This window comes from Arcticibacter sp. MXS-1 (assembly GCF_041902385.1).
GTDB lineage: Bacteria > Bacteroidota > Bacteroidia > Sphingobacteriales > Sphingobacteriaceae > Arcticibacter.
Genome location: NZ_CP169244.1, coordinates 3,820,112 through 3,838,504, shown reverse-complemented (window position 1 = coordinate 3,838,504; position 18,393 = coordinate 3,820,112). Strand labels below are relative to the sequence as shown.

Below are 18,393 nucleotides of genomic sequence, written 5' to 3'. Positions count from 1 at the left end.
GTATCTCAACCTTTGTTTTTTGTCAACAGTATACGCGATTTTCCCTAACATGTTACGCAGTTTAATCACTTATCGCCATGGAAACGAAACTTTTACATTTACTGGCACCGCCACCATTATAAAGAAGTAAAACCGAATAAGTCAGGCTAAAAAGAACTCACATGACCGAACCTCAGGTGCGGACGGAAAGCAAGCAGAATGTTCCTCCTGTTGCCGGTACAACTTCTCGAAGCGATCGCCCTGAGGCCTGTCTCAAACAGTCCGCGCTCAAACAACCTATCGAATCCGACTCATCAAGGACTGTTGCAAAGCAGTGAGTGCGCTCAATGGCGCACACAACCGGTACTGGCAGAATACAAAAGACTGAACAGGCCTCCGTCAATACGTCATTTGAAAATGCGCTGACCGGAACATCATAAAATGCAAAAGAGGCTGCACACCAATTGGTAGACAGCCTCTTTTGCATGTACGGTGCCAGGCTTTAGAGCTTAACTCCAATTTCACGAAGCAGAAAATCAGCTTTATCCACTTTTGAAGCAACCCATAACACATACCGGATATCTACCCCAATTGAACGACTGTAACTCTCGTTCCAGGCATAGTCGTTTATTGTGGCCTCGTAGGCTCTGTCAAAATTAACCCCGATCAGCTCACCATTGCCATTCATGACAGGAGAACCAGAATTACCGCCAGTCGTATCGAGGTTGTACAGGAATGCAACCGGTACATCGTTCAATTCCTTTTTCACAAAGGGCCCGAAATCCTTCTTCTGCCACAATTCCTTCATTACCGGCGGATATTTGAATTCCGGGTTTCCCGTTGCCCCTTTTTCCAGGACGCCTTGTATGGTAGTAAATGGCTTCATATAAGTGGCATCGGCAGGCGAATAGCCACGTACATAACCATAAGTGAGCCGCAGGGTACTGTTTGCATCGGGGATAAAGTCCCTCTGTCTGAACTTTTCTTTTACGGCTACATAATCGCCCATGAGCTTGTTCAGCAGTCCATCCCGCCGTTCGCGTTCCTGCCTCAACCCGTCTATCTGACTCCGGAGGTCGGCCTCGAAAGCGAGAAGGGGATCATTGTAAGAACCCATCTGTGCTGCCGACTTCATCAGCGTATTGAACACGTAGGCCTGATCCTTCAGTCGCGTATACTGAAGCGTGGCGTCGACAAACTTGTCAACCTGTTCCTGCCCGTTGAACCCCTTCATCACCTTTTTATCTACGGCCGCTACCCGCTGGCTTGCCGGTAATTTAGAAGCGTCAGACAGCATCCGGCTGAAAATAGTCCGGTCGGCATCAATGTCGAAACTCTCATACAAGGTCCGGAGCTTCTGCTCCAGCACGCCCACACTGTCTGTATAAAACCGCGCCCTTTCAGACACCGGTTTTGCACTCATACTTGCCTTAAAGAGATTGATCTGCCTTGCCACGCTCAAAAGACTCGTGCTTCCATAGATTTGAGTAAACCACATCTCGCGGAACGCATCTCTATAGATAGTTTTATAGAGATTGTCAATATCAGACATCAGGGTGCCGTATTTTTCCTTCAGTTCAACATTCGAGTTAATATAGTTAGCGAGGTCGGCATCTTCGCGTCGCTTTTGATCTGTCAGTTCAAGACCGTTCAAGCCCTTCAGCTTTCCCCTGTAATTTTTGAGCACGTTCGCATTACGCTTGATACGGGTAGCAAGACGGAGTTCGGTCGCCTTATCCTTGCGCCCGGCATCTTCCATTGCCTTGTTCTGAAATTCGTATAAGTTAGAAACGTAGGGGAGGAGATACTCCTGCTGATACTGGATAAACTGTGCAGGCCGGTTCCGGAAGGTGCGGCCCGGGTAACCGAGAATAAAGACGAAGTCATTCTCATTTACTCCGTTTGCATTGACCCTCAGGAATTTTTTGGGTTTGTACGGCACATTATTCTTTGAGTATTTAGCAGCTGAACCGTCGGGAGCCACATAAGCCCTCATAAAGGAGAAGTCGCCCGTATGTCTTGGCCAGACCCAGTTGTCGGTTTCTCCTCCAAATTCGCCTACGTTGCGGCTGGGAACATACACCAAACGGACATCCTGAATGATCTTATAGCGAAACAAGACATAGGCCTTGCCGATAAACATTTCAGACACTTCAGCCTTAATAGACGGATCCTGCGCTTCTGCCTGGGCAGCCAGACGCTTCATCTCCGCGTTGATCACCCTGATCCTCGTTGCCGGGTCTGTCACTCCCTTGGTTACCCCAAGGATCTTGTCTGATACGTCCTCATAGCTTTCTGTAATGCGGCAGGTGAGACCTTTTGCCTCTATCTCCTGCTCACGGCTCCTGGCAGTAAATCCCTTATTCAGGTAGTCGTTCTCAGGCGTGCTTGCCAGCTGAACCGCACTAAACGCGCAGTGATGATTCGTTATGATAAGGCCTTCGTCAGAAATAAACGAGCCGGTGCACCCGCCAACATTTACCAGGGCATCAACTAAGCTCACACTATCCGGATTATAAATATCCTTCATGCTGATCTTAAGGCCGGCCTTATTCAGGCTTACCTTCTTCAGCTCGCTCAGCGGATACATGCCCTCATCAGGCGGTCTGTAAGCCGAACCGGCTATCATAAAAGTTAAGAGAGCTGTAAAAAGTAACGTTTTCTTTTTTGATGTCATTCTTGTCCTATTGAATGACGCAAAATTAAAATTATTCATACGAATCAAAGCGGTACAACACATTTGATACAGCATTTCCTGTAATGATTGCGTCATTAGGCGTCATCTGCTTTAAATCTAGCTTTCAGTTTAATATTTTTGCCCCATGGCAGAAGACTTACAGATCACAACCGGTACAAAAGAGCAACAGTACGAATCTATTTTACCCCAGATACAGGCCTTGCTTGACGGCGAAGACGACCTCATTGCAAACCTGAGTAATGTTAGCGCAGCACTTAAGGAACAGTTCAAATTCTTTTGGGTCGGATTTTACCTCGTGAAGGGCGAGCAGCTGGTACTTGGTCCCTTCCAGGGTCCTGTAGCCTGCACACGCATCGCCTTCGGGAAGGGAGTGTGCGGCAGCGCCTGGAAACAAAAAGAAACACTTGTTGTGCCCGACGTCGATGCCTTTCCCGGACATATCGCCTGCAGCTCTTTATCCCGCTCTGAAATCGTAGTGCCCCTGTTCAAGGGTTCAGAAGTCTGCGCAGTACTCGACGTAGACAGCGAACAACTGAATCAGTTTGATGAGATTGACAGGCAGTACCTCGAGAAGATCGTTAATCTTTTGAATTTTGACAGCTACACATTTCAATAAACTTCCCATTGACTTTTACCTGCGGGACGACGTAGTCCGGATTGCGAGGGACTTGATCGGAAAACACCTGGTCACCTGCATCGACGGCATCCTTACAGGCGGCCGGATCGTTGAAACAGAAGCATACAGGGGACCTGAAGATCGCGGTTCTCATGCTTATAATGGCAGGCGGACCGCCCGTAATGAGACCATGTATTCGGAAGGCGGCGTGGCCTACATGTACATCTGTTATGGAATTCACGACATGCTGAACGTGGTGACGGGCAAAGCAGACTCCTCGCATGCAGTATTGATCCGTGCGGCAGAGCCAACAGAAGGAGTGGAGCACATGCGAAGCAGAAGAGGGATCTACACCGATGACAGGCGGCTATGCAAAGGTCCCGGAGCCCTGGCAAAAGCCTTCGGGCTCAAAAAATTCACAACGGAGAATCACTGGTTTCCGACAGTATCTGGATTGAAGACCGGGGATCGGAGCCATCTTCTGAAGAAATAATTGCCTCAGCCCGCATCGGACTCAACATTGAAGAGCCGTATAAAAGCATTCCCTGGCGCTTCACCTTAAAAGGGAACAAGTTCGTCAGCCGCTAATAAAAAAGGGGTGCTGTTTCATGACGCAGTTTTCGAAGAAATTCGGTTCGATATTATAAAGCGAAGGAGTAAACAGCAGTATAGTTCCAATACAAACTAGCACGGGCTTATGACTTCAAAGAAAAAGAGGCCGAAATCACGTTTGATACGGCCTCTTTAAATCAAAAAACATAACCTACTTAAAAATATATCCTTTTACTGCGGCAGCTCCGCAATGAAAATGCCGTCATTATTGAGTAACGACTGGTTCTCAATTAAGCTTGTCAGTTCAACTTTTCCAATTACATATTTGAAATCAGGAGCGTAGAACCGCTCGGTGATCTCCCTGAACTTAAGCGCCTCGATTACCTGCTCATCTTCATAACGCAGATAAACATTGAGCACATAGTCGTTAGACTGAGCAAAACCACGGTTGGTCCGGTACTTCTTGTATTCGTATTTGTAGCCATAACGAAGGGCTGCGATATCAGACAGCACAGCTGAGCCAGTAGGATGCCCTCCTGCACCCTTCCCGAAGAAGAACTGCTGATCCGCAAAGGCCGCCTGAACGATCACTCCGTTGTACTCGTTTTCTACATTATAAAGAAAGTCTTCTGCCCTGATCAGCTTCGGGATTACATACAGGACCACCTGACGCTCGCCGAACTCAAGAGCCGTAGGCACCAGCTTGATCTTATAGTTTTTCTCTCTGGCATACTGAATATCACGGGCCGAGAGAGTTTGAATACCAATGTTTAATACATCCTCAGGCCGCGTAATAATTCCATAAGCATGAGAAGCTGCAATGACCAGCTTATATTTCGGATCAAAGCCACCCACGTCAGAGATCGGGTCTGTCTCCGCGAAGCCCAGGTCCTGAGCCTGCTTTAAAGCTGTACCATAGTCAAGATTCTCATTAAATATCTTCGACAAGATGTAGTTGGATGAGCCATTGAATATGCCTCTGACCGAGTACAGCAGTTCGTTATCATAATATTCTTCCAGGTTCCTGATGATTGGAATACTGCCACAAACAGCACCTTCATAGAGCAGAGAAGTGCCATGCTGCTCCTGCAGGTGAAGCAATTCCTCCAGATGTAGCGCAATCATCTTCTTGCTTGCCGAAACTACGTTCTTCCCGTTCTTTAATGCAGTTGATACAATATCAAAAGCCGCCTCCGTATCGTTGATAAGCTCAACTACCGTGTTGATCTCCGGATCATTAAGAATCAGAGAGGCATCCGTAGTAAAAAGTTCGGCAGGAAGACTGCGTTTTTTATCCGCATTCTTAATTGCAATTTTCTTTATTTCAAGATTCAGGTCTTTCGTGCGGATTATATCGTTGAGGCCTTGTCCCACAACGCCAAAACCAAATAACCCGATAGTTAACTTATTACTCATTCGTACTATGCTATTTTGTGTAAGGCAACCACCTGGCTGCCGTATGCTGTGCTTTTCAAAAAATTACCGATTTCTTTTGTCAATATCTCTGTCTCAATTAAAAATCCGTCGTGCCCGTAGAAAGAGTCGATCTCCACATAAGAAGCCTCTGAAATATGCCGGGCAAGGAACTCCTGCTCAGCGGGAGGAAACAAAAGATCAGAGGTTATTCCGATGACCAGTGTTCGTGCCTGTATGCGCTTTAAAACGTCTTCCGGCAAACCACGACCCCTCGCAATGTTATGGCTATCCATTGCTTTAGTTAAATACCAGTAACTATGCGCATTAAAGCGCTTTACGAGTTTCTCTCCCTGGTAATTCTGATAGGAAGAAGCCTTAAAATCATCGGTTTTCTCACTCGATACTTCCTGCTGTGAAATGCCGTACGTATTATAATTCCGATACGACAGCAGGGCAATACTTCGCGCAGCTTTCAATCCTGCTTTCCCCGCATCAGGATCTGCCAGCCGGAAGGTAGGATCAGCGGCCAGTGCCAGCCGCTGACTCTCATTAAAAGCAATCCCCCAGGGCGAATGAAACGCGTTGGTAGCAATCAATATTAGCCGGTCAATGCGGTCGGGCTGTGCCAGTGACCATTCCATAGCCTGCTGCCCGCCCAAAGACCCTCCAATCAGGACACTGATATCGTCTATTTCGAGGTGGTCGGCCAGTATCTGATGCAGGGTGGCCATGTCGCGGGTAGTGAACTCCGGAAACGTTAAATAGTAGGGCTCCCCGGTAGCCGGATCAACAGACAAGGGGTTGGTTGTTCCATAATGAGAACCCAGAATATTGGCGCACACAATAAAATGCTCACGCGGATTAAACAGATCATTCTCTCCGAATAGGCCCTTCCACCAGTCGAAAACATCAGCATTGGCGGTCAGGGCATGGCATACCCATACCACGTTATCCTTCTTTTCATTCAGCTTTCCGTACGTATGGTAAGCGATCTCCACTCCGGCCAGCTCGCCGCCCTTTTCCAGCTTAACCGGCTTCTTATGGCTATATTTCTTACTATTCATTCGCCTTTTCTACTCCTGCTCGTCACAATTCATGCAGGCTGAGGTAAAAAAATTAGTTTATCTTTTCAAAAGCCTGTTCGAAATCGGCTTTAATATCATCGATATGTTCAATGCCCACCGACACGCGCAACAGGGAAGGTGTTACCCCGGCGGCCAGCTGCTCCTGATCACTCAGCTGCTGATGCGTAGTGGCCGAAGGCTGAATAATAAGCGTCTTCGCATCACCTACGTTCGCCAGGTGACTGGTGAGCTCAAGTTTATCGACGAAGTGAATGGCCTTTTCCTTTCCTCCCATTATTTCAAAAGAAAGGACAGAACCAAAGCCATTCCGCAAATACTTCCGCGCCAGCTGGTGATATGGACTGCTTTCCAGTCCCGGATAGTGGACCTTCTCCACCTGCGGGTGCTGCTCCAGCCATTTTGCAAGCTCAAGGGCATTGTCAACGTGCCTCTGTACGCGCAGCGACAGGGTTTCCAGTCCTTGTATAAAGAGAAAGGAGTTGAATGGGGAAGGAGCAGGCCCAAAGTCGCGCAAGCCCTCTACGCGAGCCCTGATGATGAACTGGATGTTCCCAAATGGGCCACCGATGCCAAACACATCATTAAAAACGAGACCATGATATCCTTCGGAAGGTTCCGTAAACTGAGGGAACTTGCCATTTCCCCAGTTGTAGTTTCCTCCGTCTACAATCACGCCCCCAATACTGGTACCATGCCCGCCAATCCATTTGGTAGCAGACTCAACTACGATATGAGCGCCGTGTTCAAGCGGCCTGAAAAGGTAACCTCCTGCAGCAAAGGTATTATCCACTATAAGGGGGAGATCGTACTTCTGGGCAAGCTGAGCAAACTTCTCAAAGTCGGGTATGTTAAAACCGGGGTTTCCGATCGTCTCGAGATAGAGCGCCTTGGTCTTGTCGTCAATCAGCTCCTCGAAACTCTGGGGATCATCTCCCTTGGCAAAGCGGGCTTCGATCCCAAGCCTCTTAAAGGAAACTTTAAACTGATTATAAGTCCCCCCATAAAGAAATGATGTAGTTACAAAGTTCTCTCCGGCCGAGAGGATGTTATTCAGGGCAATAAACTGCGCCGCCTGTCCCGACGAAACAGCAAGCGCCGCCACACCGCCTTCCAGGGCAGCAATTCGCTTTTCGAACACGTCTGTCGTGGGGTTCATCAGACGGGTGTAGATGTTACCAAACTCCCTCAGAGCAAAAAGATTAGCGCCATGTTCGGAGCTGGTGAAGACGTACGACGAGGTCTGATAAAGAGGCACGGCTCTCGACCCTGTAGTCGGATCTACTTCCTGACCGGCATGAACTTGTAAGGTTTCAAACTTTAGATTTTTCGGTAATGACATATAAGTAATTTTTTTAAATGAATGATCTGATTGAATACAGCGGCATTATGCCATGGAAAGCCCGTAGTGCTAAATATTAACGCAAATAGGGGGAATGCTAGCAACAGCAGGTGCTACAGCAGGGGGCCATACACATTCGTTCAGATGAGCCTGAAGCGGTAGAGGATGAGGATAGCAGGGAAAAACTTCCTGCAGCAGGATAATGATTAAATGGAGATCTTCTCATGGTTTTAAAAATTTATATTCTCCCGACTTATCTTCGGGAACAGGATTTGGCACCTTTTCCGGACTAGCTCCGGTTAGGTTGTCAGCGGGTCGCAGAGCCTGATCTCTCACCGCTTCTTTATAAATCAAAACCTTTTAAGGGGTGTTTGACAGTGTTGATAGCAGTATCAACGGTTGCAAATATAAACGCTTCTGCTTAAACTTCCAATTTTTTATCAATTGTTCGAGGCAAAGAGCCGCAATTCGTGTATTTCAGGGGAGAATCCCGTTCTCACCCTGTAAGGTCACACGGATTGAAGGGCCTTATCCAGGTCCTCTATCAGATCGTCGATATGTTCTAGTCCTACAGAAACACGCAGCAGATTAAAAGGAGTTTTCGTATCAGGACCTTCTACCGAAGCGCGGTGTTCAATCAGACTTTCAACGCCTCCAAGGCTTGTTGCCTGTGCAAATAAAGTCACCCGGTTGGCAACGCCTCGCGCATCTTCCGGACTTCCTGCTACAAGAAATGAGAGCATTCCTCCGAAGCCGCTCATCTGCCGGGCGGCTACTTCATGATTCGCGTGATCCTTAAGGCCCGGATAATACACCTTCTCGACCTTCGGGTGCGACTGCAGGAATTCAGCCAGCCGCATCGCGTTTGCATAATGTCCCTGCATTCTATAGGGAAGCGTCTTGATGCCTCTTACTGTCATGTAGCAATCGAAAGGAGCCGGCACTGCACCTGAGAGCGACTGAACGTTCCTGATCTTTTCCCAAAGTTCTGTCTTCTGCTTCGTAACCAGTGCTCCGCCCAGCACGTCGCTGTGACCGCCGAAATACTTGGTTGCAGAATGCATGACCAGATCAGCACCGAGTTCGAGCGGCTTCTGAAACATGGGAGTGGCAAATGTATTATCGCAGCATACCGTAATTCCACGCTCTTTTGCAAGGGCACAAATCGCCCGGATATCGCTTATCTTTAGTAGAGGGTTCGAAGGCGTTTCTACCCAGATCAGCCGGGTGTTTGCGCGGATCGACCTTTCCACCAGGCTAAGATCAGTCATATCAATGAAATCGGCCTCTATGACTCCCTTGTAAACCTGATTGATGCAATTCCGCAAGCCATGGTACATATCTTCGGGGGCAAGGATATGGCTCCCCGGACCAAGGGCCTGAAAAACTGCAGATCCGGCAGCATTGCCCGAAGAAAAGGAGGCGGCATCTTCTCCTCCTTCGAGAGCAGCAATCACCCGCTCAAGGGAGCTGCGGTTAGGGTTCTCCGCTCTTGTATAAATATAGCCGCCCGGATATCCTCCGTCTTCGCCCCGCTCAAATGTTGTGGAGAGGGTAATAGGCTGAATTACAGCTTTGCTGGAAGCATCGGACGTATTTCCTGAATGGATTGCTATCGTTTCTGGTCTCATACTGCGCGTAAAATTATGGATTTACCAGCCCTAAGGTAGCAAGAACAACCAATGTTACAACAAAATGATAATGCAAATACCTTCTTTATTGTATTTTTGCCATAATGGATTCCGCGAACGATTTAGCACTGTTAATATCAGATAAAAACCTCGATCCCCAGCTTCGGGAGATCGCTCTTAAAGTACAGGCAGGGGAAAGGATCACCTTTGATGAAGGGGTAGCCTTGTACGAAAAAGGCGAACTTGCTTATGTCGGTGTACTTGCCAACTTCATCAGAGAACAACGGCACGGCAATAAGACCTACTTTAACCGAAACTTCCATATAGAGCCCACCAATCTCTGCGTATACGACTGTAAGTTTTGTTCCTACTCGCGACTGATTAAGCAGCGGACGGAAGGATGGGAGCTCTCCATGGAGGAGATGCTAAACATCGTCAAAAAGTACGATAATCAGCCGGTAACTGAAGTTCACATTGTGGGAGGGGTGCTGCCGCAGTACGATATGCAGTTCTATTCAGAGCTGTTCAGAAAAATTCACGAGCACCGGCCTGAGTTACACGTTAAAGCACTGACCCCGGTCGAGTATCACTACATCTTTAAGAAAGCAAAAGTAGATTATGCTACCGGAATGCGGCTCATGAAGGAAGCAGGCCTGGAATCGATGCCCGGCGGCGGTGCAGAGATCTTTCACCCTGACATCCGCAACCAGATAGCGAAAGATAAATGTACTTCCGAACAATGGCTGCAGATCCACGAAGAGTGGCATAAACTCGGTCAGCGTTCAAACGCGACCATGCTTTACGGCCATATCGAGGAATTCTGGCACCGCGTGGATCACATGGAAAGACTAAGGCAACTGCAGGACCGGACCGGAGGCTTCCAAACTTTTATTCCCCTGAAGTTCCGCAATCAGGACAACCAGATGTCGCACGTGCCTGAAGTCTCAGTCATAGAAGACTTGCGCAACTACGCAATATCCAGGATCTACCTCGACAACTTTGACCATATTAAAGCCTATTGGGCAATGATCAGCAGAAGCACCGCTCAGCTGTCGCTCAACTTCGGCGTGGATGATATAGACGGCACACTGGACGATACCACCAAAATCTACTCCATGGCAGGGGCAGAAGAACAAAACCCGGCTATGAGCACAAAAGAGCTGGTAGAGCTCATCAAGCAGGTGGGGAGACATCCCATCGAACGCGACACACTTTATAACGTCATTACCGACTATAAAGACGTGCAGTTCGAAGAGGCAGAGCCTGCCAGATTTTATAAATTACCGGTCGTCAACTAAAACTAAAAGCAGTTTCCCGCGATTCAGTGGTATGGAGAAAACAATTTACATTATCCGCCATGCCCAAACCGACCTCAATAAAAGGGGAGTGGTTCAGGGCAGGGGGTAGATACAGACATTAACGAGTTCGGACAACAACAGGCAGAAGCTTTCTACCAAACCTACAAAGACGTTCCATTCGACAAGATCTATACATCTACATTAAAGAGAACACATCAAACGATTCAGAAATTTATAGATAAGGGAATTCCCTGGACACAGTTCGCCGGGCTTGACGAAATGGCCTGGGGCATTTACGAAGGCATGGAAAATTCAGAAGAAGTTAAACAGGCCTACGACCAGATGATGCTGGATTGGACAGCCGGTAAGCTTGATCTGAAATTCGACAAGGGCGAAAGTCCCATCGAAGTACGCGAGCGGCAACTGGAAGTCCTCGAGAAACTGATTGAAAACGACGACGCCAAAACCATCCTCATCTGCATGCATGGCCGGGCAATGCGACTTTTCCTGTGCCTTCTGACCAACCGCGATCTCTGTGAGATGGAGCAGTTTCCCCATACAAACACCACACTATATAAGGTAAAATATGATGGTGAAAACTTTCATATCCTTGAGTCAAACAATACCGATCATTTAAGTGAACTTTGTGAAAAAGATTAGAGTATCAGCAGTATCATACACTAATACAAAACCATTTGCTTATGGCCTGAGGCATGCAGGCGACTTTCTCAATAAGATTGAACTTTCCTATGATGTTCCTGCAGATTGCGCTACCAAACTAATTGAAGATAAGGCGGATATAGGACTTGTTCCGGTTGCAGCGTTGCTGTCCGTGCCTGATTATCATATTATTTCGGATTACTGTATCGGCGCCGTCGGGCCCGTTAATTCGGTGTTTGTGTTTTCAAATGTACCAGTGACTGAGATTCGCACGCTGCGGCTCGACAAACAATCCCGCACATCGAATAACCTTGCTAAGGTTTTGCTGAAGAACTACTGGAATAAAACCGTTCAGTTTGTACAAGATGGCGAAGCAGATGCTTTTGTCGAGATTGGCGACCGAACCTTCGGCAAAAAAGACAAGTTTCCGTTTGTCTACGATCTCGCTGAAGAATGGATCAAATTCACAGGCTTGCCGTTCGCATTTGCCGTCTGGGCATCCAATAAAAAATTAAGTAACGATTTCATTGAAGAGTTCAATAACGTTCTTAAATTTGGTATTGACCGCCGCGAAGATGTTGTCAAAGAACTTGAACCACGCGCAGACTTTGATCTTCACGACTACCTGACAAACCGCATTGATTATCCGCTCACCAATGAAAAGCGCCAGGCCATCACCAAATTCCATGAACTTATAAAAGCACTGTAATATCTGACTTATAATTAACATTATGTTAAATAAGATATTTTAAATAAAAGCGAGGGGCTCCCTTCGCTTTTTCTTTATCAGCTTAGCTCTGCCTGCCCTGTTCAAACCATTTCAAAACCTTAGCGTTAAAGAGATATCGACCTTTAATGCTAACACTATGAATTATCCTGAAAATTATACCCGACAACTACAGACACTATTGCGACTCGTTGAGGACAGCTCTGAGGGCTACAAGACGGCTGCAGAGCATGCTTCTTCGCAAGAGTTCATAGAATTGTTCCGGGGTTTTGCTGCTGAGCGCGAGATGCTTGCCGAAGAACTCCGCGAGCGTATTGCCAGATATGGCGTTCATGCTGAAGAGCCAGGCTCCGACTTCATGGCCAGCCTTCACCGGTCATGGATGGGTATCAAGACCGCCATGACGAAGAAAGACGATCAGGCCGTTCTTGAAAGCTGCCGCAATGGAGACCAGTCAGTGCTGGATGCTTACGACGACATGATGCAGGGCGACCTGCTCAATGATACCGACATGAAGACGTTCCTGTCCGGACAGCGATACACGATCAACCGTGCTTTTATGGACCTGGACAAGCGTTATTTCGATCTGTTTAAGAAAGATCCGTCCATCTAATACACTGGCTATGAGATCTATCTGGAAAGGCTCTATCGGATTTGGACTGGTCAATATTCCCATCAAGCTGTACTCTGCCGTCCAAAACAGCTCACTCGGACTCGATATGCTCGATAGCAGGGATCACTCAAGGATCCGCTATCAAAGGATCAACGAGAAAACCCGGAAAGAGGTTCCATACGATAAAATTGTAAAGGGCTACCCTATTGAGGACAACTATGTCATCCTGGAGGACAAAGACTTTGAGGATGCCAGTCCGGAAAAGAGCAAGATGATCGAGATAGAAAACTTCGTCGATATTGAGGAAGTAAACCCTATGTACTACGAAACATCGTACTATTCCGAACCCGAAACACAGGGGCGTAAGGCCTATGCCCTTTTGATGAGGGCGCTTCAAAAGTCGAAGAAAGCAGGTCTCGCCCGCTTCGTACTCAGAAGCACGGAGAATCTCTGTATCATTCATCCGGTTAACAACGTGATCGTAATTACCAAGATCCGCTTTGCCGAAGAGATCCGTTCTTCTGAGGAGATCCTCTCCCCGGCCGAGGTCACGGTCAGCAAAAAAGAACTCGACATGGGCCTCGCATTGATCAATCAGTACAGCAGCAAGTTTGAAATCGAGAAATTTAAAGACGAATACCATCATGAGCTGATGAAGATCATACAGGCAAAAGCCAAAGGCAAGCGGCCTACTATCAAGAAGCTGAAGCCTGCCAAGGCGGCCGGAGACGATCTGTACGAACAGCTGATGCAAAGCCTCAATACAAGAAAGGGTGCGTAAATGGGACTAAAAGAGTACGTTAAGAAGCGAAACTTCAAAGAAACGTCAGAGCCGAAGTCGGGTACCAACAAAGACAAAGGCACACTTCGCTTCGTTGTTCAGCGCCATCATGCTTCACATCTGCATTACGATTTCCGCCTCGAGCTGGAAGGCGTGCTGAAAAGCTGGGCGGTACCGAAAGGCCCCTCCCTCAATCCCAAAGACAAGCGGCTGGCTATGATGGTAGAAGACCACCCCTACAGCTACCGCACCTTTGAAGGCACCATTCCTGAAGGGAACTATGGAGCAGGTGTCGTCACGATCTTTGACGAAGGCACCTACGAAGCCATTTCCGGCGGCAGTGACGAAAAGGAGCTCAAGAAAGGCCTCTACAGCGGCAATCTGAAGTTTAAGCTGCACGGCAAGATTCTGAAGGGCGAATTTGCTCTGGTGAAGATTAAAGACAATGAGGAAAACTCCTGGCTGCTCATCAAACATCGCGATGAATATGCCGTGGACCAGAAATTTGACAGTGAGAACCTTGTACCAGAAGCGGTCAAACGAGAGGGAATTGAACGCAAAAAAAATCCAGGCGCGCAAAGGCACTGGCAGAAACGGAACCAGAAAGACCAACCTACTCCTTCCAGCCGGTTAGCCCCGCTCCTGCTGGGTTTGTGCCTCAAGGGAACAACTGGCTCTTTGAAGAGAAATTAACAGGCCATCGCGTGCTCGCCAGAACAGGAAAGAACGGCTGGCTTCTGGACGAAGATCAGTCGGACATCAGCGATCGGTATCCTGCTCTTGCTGAAACGCTGCGGGGTGTGCGTGACACCGCCGTTATAGACGGCGTCATCGTACCGACTAACACCAAAAACCCTGTGCTGCACGCATTTGACATGATCGAGCTAAACGAGAACGACATACGCACACTCGAGCTGAACAAGCGCAAAGATCTGTTAAATGCCTTCCTCAAAGGGATAAAAAGCAGTCACGTTGTTTATCATTCCCACGTTCAGGGAAGTATAGAGAGCGCCCTGCCGCAGCTGAGAAAGGACAAATGGAAAGCCATGATTGTTAAAGATGTTTCGTCACGGTATGGCGAACCAGCTGACGCATCTGTATGGAAAGAAATAAGGGCTACTAAAATGAAGGATCAAAAAGCAGGCGTTCGGGACGCTCCTCCTGCCGCTACAAAAAAGAAACAGGCCGGCAGTTCCGGCACACCAGATAAAAAGGCTGACGAGCAGGAAGAGAAATTCGGGAAGAAGACCGTCAAGCTCACGCACCTCGACAAGCTCTACTGGAAAAAGGAAAAGATCAGCAAAGGAGAGCTGCTCGACTATTACCGTGAAGTGGCGCCTTACCTTCTTCCCTATCTAAAAGACCGCCCTTTGTCGCTTAACCGTCATCCTAACGGGATCGATGCACCCGGCTTTTTTCAAAAGGATCTCGATGTGGAACAGATCCCCTCCTGGATCAAGTATGCGCCTTTGTACTCAGAGAGCAACGATAAAAATATTGATTACCTGATATGCAATGATCTGCCAACCCTCCTTTGGATGGTGAACCTGGGCTGCATCGAAATCAACCCCTGGCTTAGTACGTACAAGAAGACCGATAAGCCCGTGTTTGCCGTGATGGACCTTGATCCGAATGATGTGGACGACTTTAACCAGGTGGTTCAGGTAGCGCTTACCGCCAGAGACATGCTCCAGCAGATGAACATACGTCCTTATATCAAGACTTCGGGCTCGCGCGGCCTTCATATTTTTATGCATCTGGGCGCCAAGTACGAGTACGAGGTGGTTAAGAACTTCGTCCACTACCTCGGGCAGATCATCAACCAGCAGCACCCTGAAACAACCAGTCTCGAAAGGAGTCCTTCAAAGAGGAAGAAAAAGATCTACCTGGACTTTCTGCAAAACCGGCGGGGACAAACCATTGCAGCACCTTACTCCTGCCGCCCAAAGCCAGGAGCCACCGTCTCTACGCCATTGGAATGGAATGAGGTAAATGGAGATCTCGACATCCGCAAATACACCATATTCAACACCATGGAGCGGCTGAAGGAGAAAGGTGACCTTTGGAAAGACATTACAAGCGAAAAAACAGACTTGAAAAAGGCCCTGGAAAAATTGGCAAGCCTGTAAGTAACGCTGACTGCGTCCCTCCTGCCATACGTTGACATTCCCGTTCCCGCCCACTCGTAGGGCGGGCTCAATACGTCCATGTCGCAGTTTATTGCCTCATTCTATTTGATTTGTACCGATGGTTTTACTTGCTCCCTACGGCCATATTGCTGCTTACAATTTGCATGCAAAATGAAAACGGGCGCTTGGGGCCGGAGTCTCAATGCCCCCGTATTGCTGCTTACCATTTGTCTGCAAAATGAAAACGGGCGCTTGGGGCCGGAGTCTCAATGCCTCCATATTGCAGCTTACCATTTGTCTGGAAAATGAAAACGAGCGCTTGGGTCCGGAGTCTCAATGCCTCCGTATTGCTGCTTACCATTTGTCTGGAAAATGAAAACGAGCGCTTGGGTCCGGAGTCTCAATGCCTCCGTATTGCTGCTTAAGGAATATCGGGGTAAAGACAGGTCCAGGCCGCAAAAAGCGTTTCAAGGCCCCTATTGCCCATTACGGTCTTTACAAGGCAGACAGATATAAACAGAAAAGCCTGCTGAGTTTACTCAGCAGGCTTCCTTTTTGCTATGGGTGAACCAAATTAAAGAGCTTTGATCTTCGCGTCAATTTCGTCGATCTTAGCCTTGTTATTCTTGATGGTATAATAAGTCTTAAGGTTCTTCAGCGCAAGCTCTGATTTCGGATTCAGCTCAACTGACTTTTCAAGGAAAGGTAAAGCTCTGTCGAACTCTGCCTGAGCTTTCTTCATAGTTGAAGCATACTCTGCCTGCTTGTTGCTTGGAAGCTTGTTAGCCTTGTTATAGATTTCAATTCCGTTGTTCATGATCAGACCACCGAGGTTGATATAAGCATCGCTGTAGTTAGGATCTAAAGCAATCGCTTTCTTGTAAGCCTCTTCTGCCTTTGCATTATCATTTGCTGCATTGTATGCAATACCGAGGTAGAACGGATACAGCTTGTTGTTTGGTTCTTTTGCAGCCTGTTCGTTGATCTTGGTGATCACTTCTTTCTGCTTGCCGCTCATCAGGCTAAGCTCAATCTCTCTGGTAGCCAGGTCAGAGCTTTTGGGAAATTTAGCAGCACCTTCACCTGCAATCTTAATTGCATTTGTAGTATCCCCCTGTTGCATGTATAATACAGACAGGTTAGAATAAACATTTTCAAGTGAAGAATAATTAGTAGGCAATAAAGCCTTGAAGCGTTCAATAGCAGCCGCATTATCCTTTGCATACATCGCAGAAATAGCAGCAGCATAATTGAGGGTAGTATCACCAGGATTGTATTGAAGTCCCTTGTTGAATTCCTTGTAAGCCTCGGCAAACTGTTGTTTGTCATAGAAATTCTTTCCCTTTACCAGCTGGCCCTGAGAAAGTAAAGCAGTCGCTCTCTGCAGATTTTCTTTCTGCGTACCTCCGTTATCAAGTTCTTTCGCTTTGTTAAGAGAAGTAAGCGCTTCAGCAGAAAGCTGCTCTGATGCAGACGTAGAATCGGCAACAGCCAGGTCAGCATAGATCAAAGCACGGTAAGCCCAGGCTGTCGGATCTGCTTTTGTCTTTTCATGTAATACAGCCTTGTCTATTGATTCCTTTGCTGATTTCAGCTTGGGCACTGCCAGCTGAGGAGACGCGCCTCTCAATGTAGAATAACTCTCGTAATCGGATTTAGCAGAATTTACTGCTGATTTTTGCGCAAAAGCAGAAATAGACATTCCTGTTATCGCAAGCGCAAATAAAAGCGACTTTGTGTTCATATATTTAGTTTATTAGAATAAATTGCTTGAGTTTATCGTTTACCTTTTCGAGCTCTATCATGTCGCCCGACGTATTATATAAAACAGCCAGCGACTTCAGAACGTTCACCGAATTCGGATTTATTTCACCTGCCAAAGTAAGGTATTTTTTTGCCAGATTCAGATTCGTCTCCTTATTATTATTCGACTTGATATACCGGTCGAGATAAAGCAGCCCGAGTGAGTAGTTGCCTTCATAGTTATTATACTCCAGGTTAATCACCTTTTTGTAATAATCCTCGGCCTTCGCCTTTCGTCCCAGCACGTCATAAGAGAACCCCGCCAGGTAGTTCAGCTCAGGATTATCCGGATCCATCCTCAATGCGTCGGCCACAACCGTTTCCACCATCGAATAAGAACCGTTATCCGCGTACATATTGATCATCTTAAAGAGCAGGTCCTTGTTTCCCGGAAACACCCTCCTTCCCTCCTGCAATATTTCCAGAGAGCGGTTGCTGTTCCGCGACTCGTAAAGATTAGAGAGCGCCAGGTAATAGTCAGGCAAAGATCTTCTGTTATCAGCTATCAGCTGCTCGTAATAGTAGATGGCCCTGGCCGAGTAGCCCAGCTTCTCGCTCAGTAAAGCAAGATTATGTTTTACCAGGATATCGTTATCAGAGTTAAGTGAATCAACAAAGAGGTACGCATTATACGCTTCCTGATAACTGTAAGAGGCTAGTGCCTTATTGGCCCTGATCAGCCAGGCCTTTGCCAGCTGCGTTTTTACAAAATCCAGTTCCGGCTTATGTTCATCATTCAGCTTCGGATTTTTTAACCGATTGAAAGAGAACGATGTCTCCTCAATGGGATCCTTGGCATAGCTGAGCTTGCGGGTTGAATCAGAATAAGCAAGCGATGAGTAGACCAGGCTCCTGATCAGGTTGTTTTTATAACTGAAGGAGTCCTTTTTAGTCTTGTACGCGTCATCAATTGCCTTCTTTGCCTTTTCGAGGAAAGAAAAGTCGCCCCTACTGGTATACAGGGCGAAATTGTTCATCGCCTCTTTGGTCATAGTCTGACCAAACGCAACATTCACAAAAAAGCCAGATAGTACAAGTAATAAAAGCGACTTTCTCATAAGTATTC

General features: G+C 47.4%; 17 protein-coding genes and 1 riboswitch. Of the genes, 10 read left to right on the top strand and 7 right to left on the bottom strand.

All coding sequences use genetic code 11. The annotated features are described in order from the left end of the window. Positions 1 to 481: 481 nt before the first annotated feature. The gene (locus tag ACES2C_RS16635) at positions 482 to 2,656 is read right to left on the bottom strand and encodes a S46 family peptidase (RefSeq protein WP_374164193.1); all 2,175 of its coding nucleotides are present in this window, start codon (positions 2,654 to 2,656) and stop codon (positions 482 to 484) included. Between the two features lie 145 nt (positions 2,657 to 2,801). Here ACES2C_RS16635 and ACES2C_RS16630 point away from each other — a divergent pair, with 145 nt between their 5' ends. Genes ACES2C_RS16630 through ACES2C_RS16620 form a run of 3 tightly spaced genes read left to right on the top strand, consistent with a single transcriptional unit; the run spans position 2,802 to position 3,881 of the window. Further along, the gene (locus ACES2C_RS16630) at positions 2,802 to 3,293 is read left to right on the top strand and encodes a GAF domain-containing protein (protein WP_374164192.1); all 492 of its coding nucleotides are present in this window, start codon (positions 2,802 to 2,804) and stop codon (positions 3,291 to 3,293) included. Beyond that, a complete protein-coding gene (locus tag ACES2C_RS16625) occupies positions 3,271 to 3,786 on the top strand; it encodes a DNA-3-methyladenine glycosylase (protein ID WP_374164191.1) in 516 nt (171 codons plus the stop codon). The genes ACES2C_RS16630 and ACES2C_RS16625 overlap by 23 nt, the downstream gene beginning before the upstream one ends. Next, positions 3,708 to 3,881: a DNA-3-methyladenine glycosylase gene (locus ACES2C_RS16620; RefSeq protein WP_374166973.1), complete on the top strand. Its 174-nt coding sequence runs from the start codon at positions 3,708 to 3,710 to the stop codon at positions 3,879 to 3,881. Before ACES2C_RS16625 ends, ACES2C_RS16620 begins: the two co-directional genes overlap by 79 nt. Positions 3,882 to 4,076: 195 nt before the next feature. Here the strand turns inward: ACES2C_RS16620 and ACES2C_RS16615 are convergent, their stop codons facing one another. The 4 genes from ACES2C_RS16615 to ACES2C_RS16600 all read right to left on the bottom strand — a co-directional run bounded on the left by ACES2C_RS16615 (position 4,077) and on the right by ACES2C_RS16600 (position 9,316). Then, the gene (locus ACES2C_RS16615) at positions 4,077 to 5,261 is read right to left on the bottom strand and encodes a homoserine dehydrogenase (RefSeq protein WP_374164190.1); all 1,185 of its coding nucleotides are present in this window, start codon (positions 5,259 to 5,261) and stop codon (positions 4,077 to 4,079) included. 5 nt (positions 5,262 to 5,266) lie between these two features. Next, entirely contained in the window at positions 5,267 to 6,325 is a 1,059-nt protein-coding gene (gene metX / locus ACES2C_RS16610) for a homoserine O-acetyltransferase (RefSeq protein ID WP_374164189.1), read from the bottom strand. 52 nt (positions 6,326 to 6,377) lie between these two features. After that, positions 6,378 to 7,685, bottom strand: coding sequence for an O-acetylhomoserine aminocarboxypropyltransferase/cysteine synthase family protein (locus ACES2C_RS16605; protein WP_374164188.1), 1,308 nt, complete (start codon positions 7,683 to 7,685; stop codon positions 6,378 to 6,380). Positions 7,686 to 7,920: 235 nt separating this feature from the next. Beyond that, positions 7,921 to 8,037, bottom strand: a riboswitch (SAM riboswitch). A 157-nt stretch (positions 8,038 to 8,194) separates the two neighbouring features. Beyond that, positions 8,195 to 9,316 (bottom strand): PLP-dependent aspartate aminotransferase family protein, encoded by a 1,122-nt coding sequence (locus ACES2C_RS16600; RefSeq protein ID WP_374164187.1) that lies wholly within the window; start codon positions 9,314 to 9,316, stop codon positions 8,195 to 8,197. A gap of 104 nt (positions 9,317 to 9,420) precedes the next feature. Between ACES2C_RS16600 and mqnE the strand changes: the two genes are divergently transcribed. The 7 genes from mqnE (at position 9,421) to ligD (ending at position 15,524) form a co-directional block, all read left to right on the top strand. After that, entirely contained in the window at positions 9,421 to 10,614 is a 1,194-nt protein-coding gene (gene mqnE, locus ACES2C_RS16595; RefSeq protein ID WP_374164186.1) for an aminofutalosine synthase MqnE, read from the top strand. Positions 10,615 to 10,731: 117 nt separating this feature from the next. Then, the gene (locus tag ACES2C_RS16590; protein WP_374166972.1) at positions 10,732 to 11,274 is read left to right on the top strand and encodes a histidine phosphatase family protein; all 543 of its coding nucleotides are present in this window, start codon (positions 10,732 to 10,734) and stop codon (positions 11,272 to 11,274) included. Then, positions 11,261 to 11,983 carry a menaquinone biosynthetic enzyme MqnA/MqnD family protein gene (locus tag ACES2C_RS16585; RefSeq protein ID WP_374164185.1) on the top strand — a complete coding sequence of 241 codons (723 nt, stop codon included), beginning with the start codon at positions 11,261 to 11,263 and terminating at the stop codon, positions 11,981 to 11,983. Before ACES2C_RS16590 ends, ACES2C_RS16585 begins: the two co-directional genes overlap by 14 nt. Positions 11,984 to 12,140: 157 nt before the next feature. After that, entirely contained in the window at positions 12,141 to 12,614 is a 474-nt protein-coding gene (locus tag ACES2C_RS16580; RefSeq protein ID WP_374164184.1) for a PA2169 family four-helix-bundle protein, read from the top strand. Positions 12,615 to 12,624: 10 nt separating this feature from the next. Beyond that, positions 12,625 to 13,395 carry a Ku protein gene (locus ACES2C_RS16575; protein ID WP_374164183.1) on the top strand — a complete coding sequence of 257 codons (771 nt, stop codon included), beginning with the start codon at positions 12,625 to 12,627 and terminating at the stop codon, positions 13,393 to 13,395. Continuing rightward, positions 13,396 to 14,088 (top strand): DNA polymerase ligase N-terminal domain-containing protein, encoded by a 693-nt coding sequence (locus ACES2C_RS16570; RefSeq protein ID WP_374164182.1) that lies wholly within the window; start codon positions 13,396 to 13,398, stop codon positions 14,086 to 14,088. Positions 14,089 to 14,099: 11 nt separating this feature from the next. Next, positions 14,100 to 15,524, top strand: a complete 1,425-nt coding sequence (gene ligD / locus ACES2C_RS16565) for a non-homologous end-joining DNA ligase (RefSeq protein WP_374164181.1) — start codon at positions 14,100 to 14,102, stop codon at positions 15,522 to 15,524. Between the two features lie 574 nt (positions 15,525 to 16,098). Here ligD and ACES2C_RS16560 read toward each other — a convergent pair. Together ACES2C_RS16560 and ACES2C_RS16555 are read right to left on the bottom strand one after the other, a co-directional pair. Continuing rightward, positions 16,099 to 17,268 carry a tetratricopeptide repeat protein gene (locus ACES2C_RS16560; RefSeq protein ID WP_374164180.1) on the bottom strand — a complete coding sequence of 390 codons (1,170 nt, stop codon included), beginning with the start codon at positions 17,266 to 17,268 and terminating at the stop codon, positions 16,099 to 16,101. A 4-nt stretch (positions 17,269 to 17,272) separates the two neighbouring features. After that, positions 17,273 to 18,385: a tetratricopeptide repeat protein gene (locus tag ACES2C_RS16555; protein ID WP_374164179.1), complete on the bottom strand. Its 1,113-nt coding sequence runs from the start codon at positions 18,383 to 18,385 to the stop codon at positions 17,273 to 17,275. Positions 18,386 to 18,393: the final 8 nt, after the last annotated feature.

Bases quoted from the DNA above. Each gene is read 5' to 3' on its own strand.
- ACES2C_RS16575 (WP_374164183.1), top strand. From the start codon at position 12,625: ATGAGATCTATCTGGAAAGGCTCTATCGGATTTGGACTGGTCAATATT.
- ACES2C_RS16580 (WP_374164184.1), top strand. From the start codon at position 12,141: ATGAATTATCCTGAAAATTATACCCGACAACTACAGACACTATTGCGA.
- ACES2C_RS16615 (WP_374164190.1), bottom strand. From the start codon at position 5,261: ATGAGTAATAAGTTAACTATCGGGTTATTTGGTTTTGGCGTTGTGGGA.
- mqnE (WP_374164186.1), top strand. From the start codon at position 9,421: ATGGATTCCGCGAACGATTTAGCACTGTTAATATCAGATAAAAACCTC.
- ACES2C_RS16555 (WP_374164179.1), bottom strand. From the start codon at position 18,385: ATGAGAAAGTCGCTTTTATTACTTGTACTATCTGGCTTTTTTGTGAAT.
- ACES2C_RS16570 (WP_374164182.1), top strand. From the start codon at position 13,396: ATGGGACTAAAAGAGTACGTTAAGAAGCGAAACTTCAAAGAAACGTCA.
- ACES2C_RS16560 (WP_374164180.1), bottom strand. From the start codon at position 17,268: ATGAACACAAAGTCGCTTTTATTTGCGCTTGCGATAACAGGAATGTCT.
- ACES2C_RS16635 (WP_374164193.1), bottom strand. From the start codon at position 2,656: ATGACATCAAAAAAGAAAACGTTACTTTTTACAGCTCTCTTAACTTTT.
- ACES2C_RS16600 (WP_374164187.1), bottom strand. From the start codon at position 9,316: ATGAGACCAGAAACGATAGCAATCCATTCAGGAAATACGTCCGATGCT.
- metX (WP_374164189.1), bottom strand. From the start codon at position 6,325: ATGAATAGTAAGAAATATAGCCATAAGAAGCCGGTTAAGCTGGAAAAG.
- ACES2C_RS16605 (WP_374164188.1), bottom strand. From the start codon at position 7,685: ATGTCATTACCGAAAAATCTAAAGTTTGAAACCTTACAAGTTCATGCC.
- ACES2C_RS16630 (WP_374164192.1), top strand. From the start codon at position 2,802: ATGGCAGAAGACTTACAGATCACAACCGGTACAAAAGAGCAACAGTAC.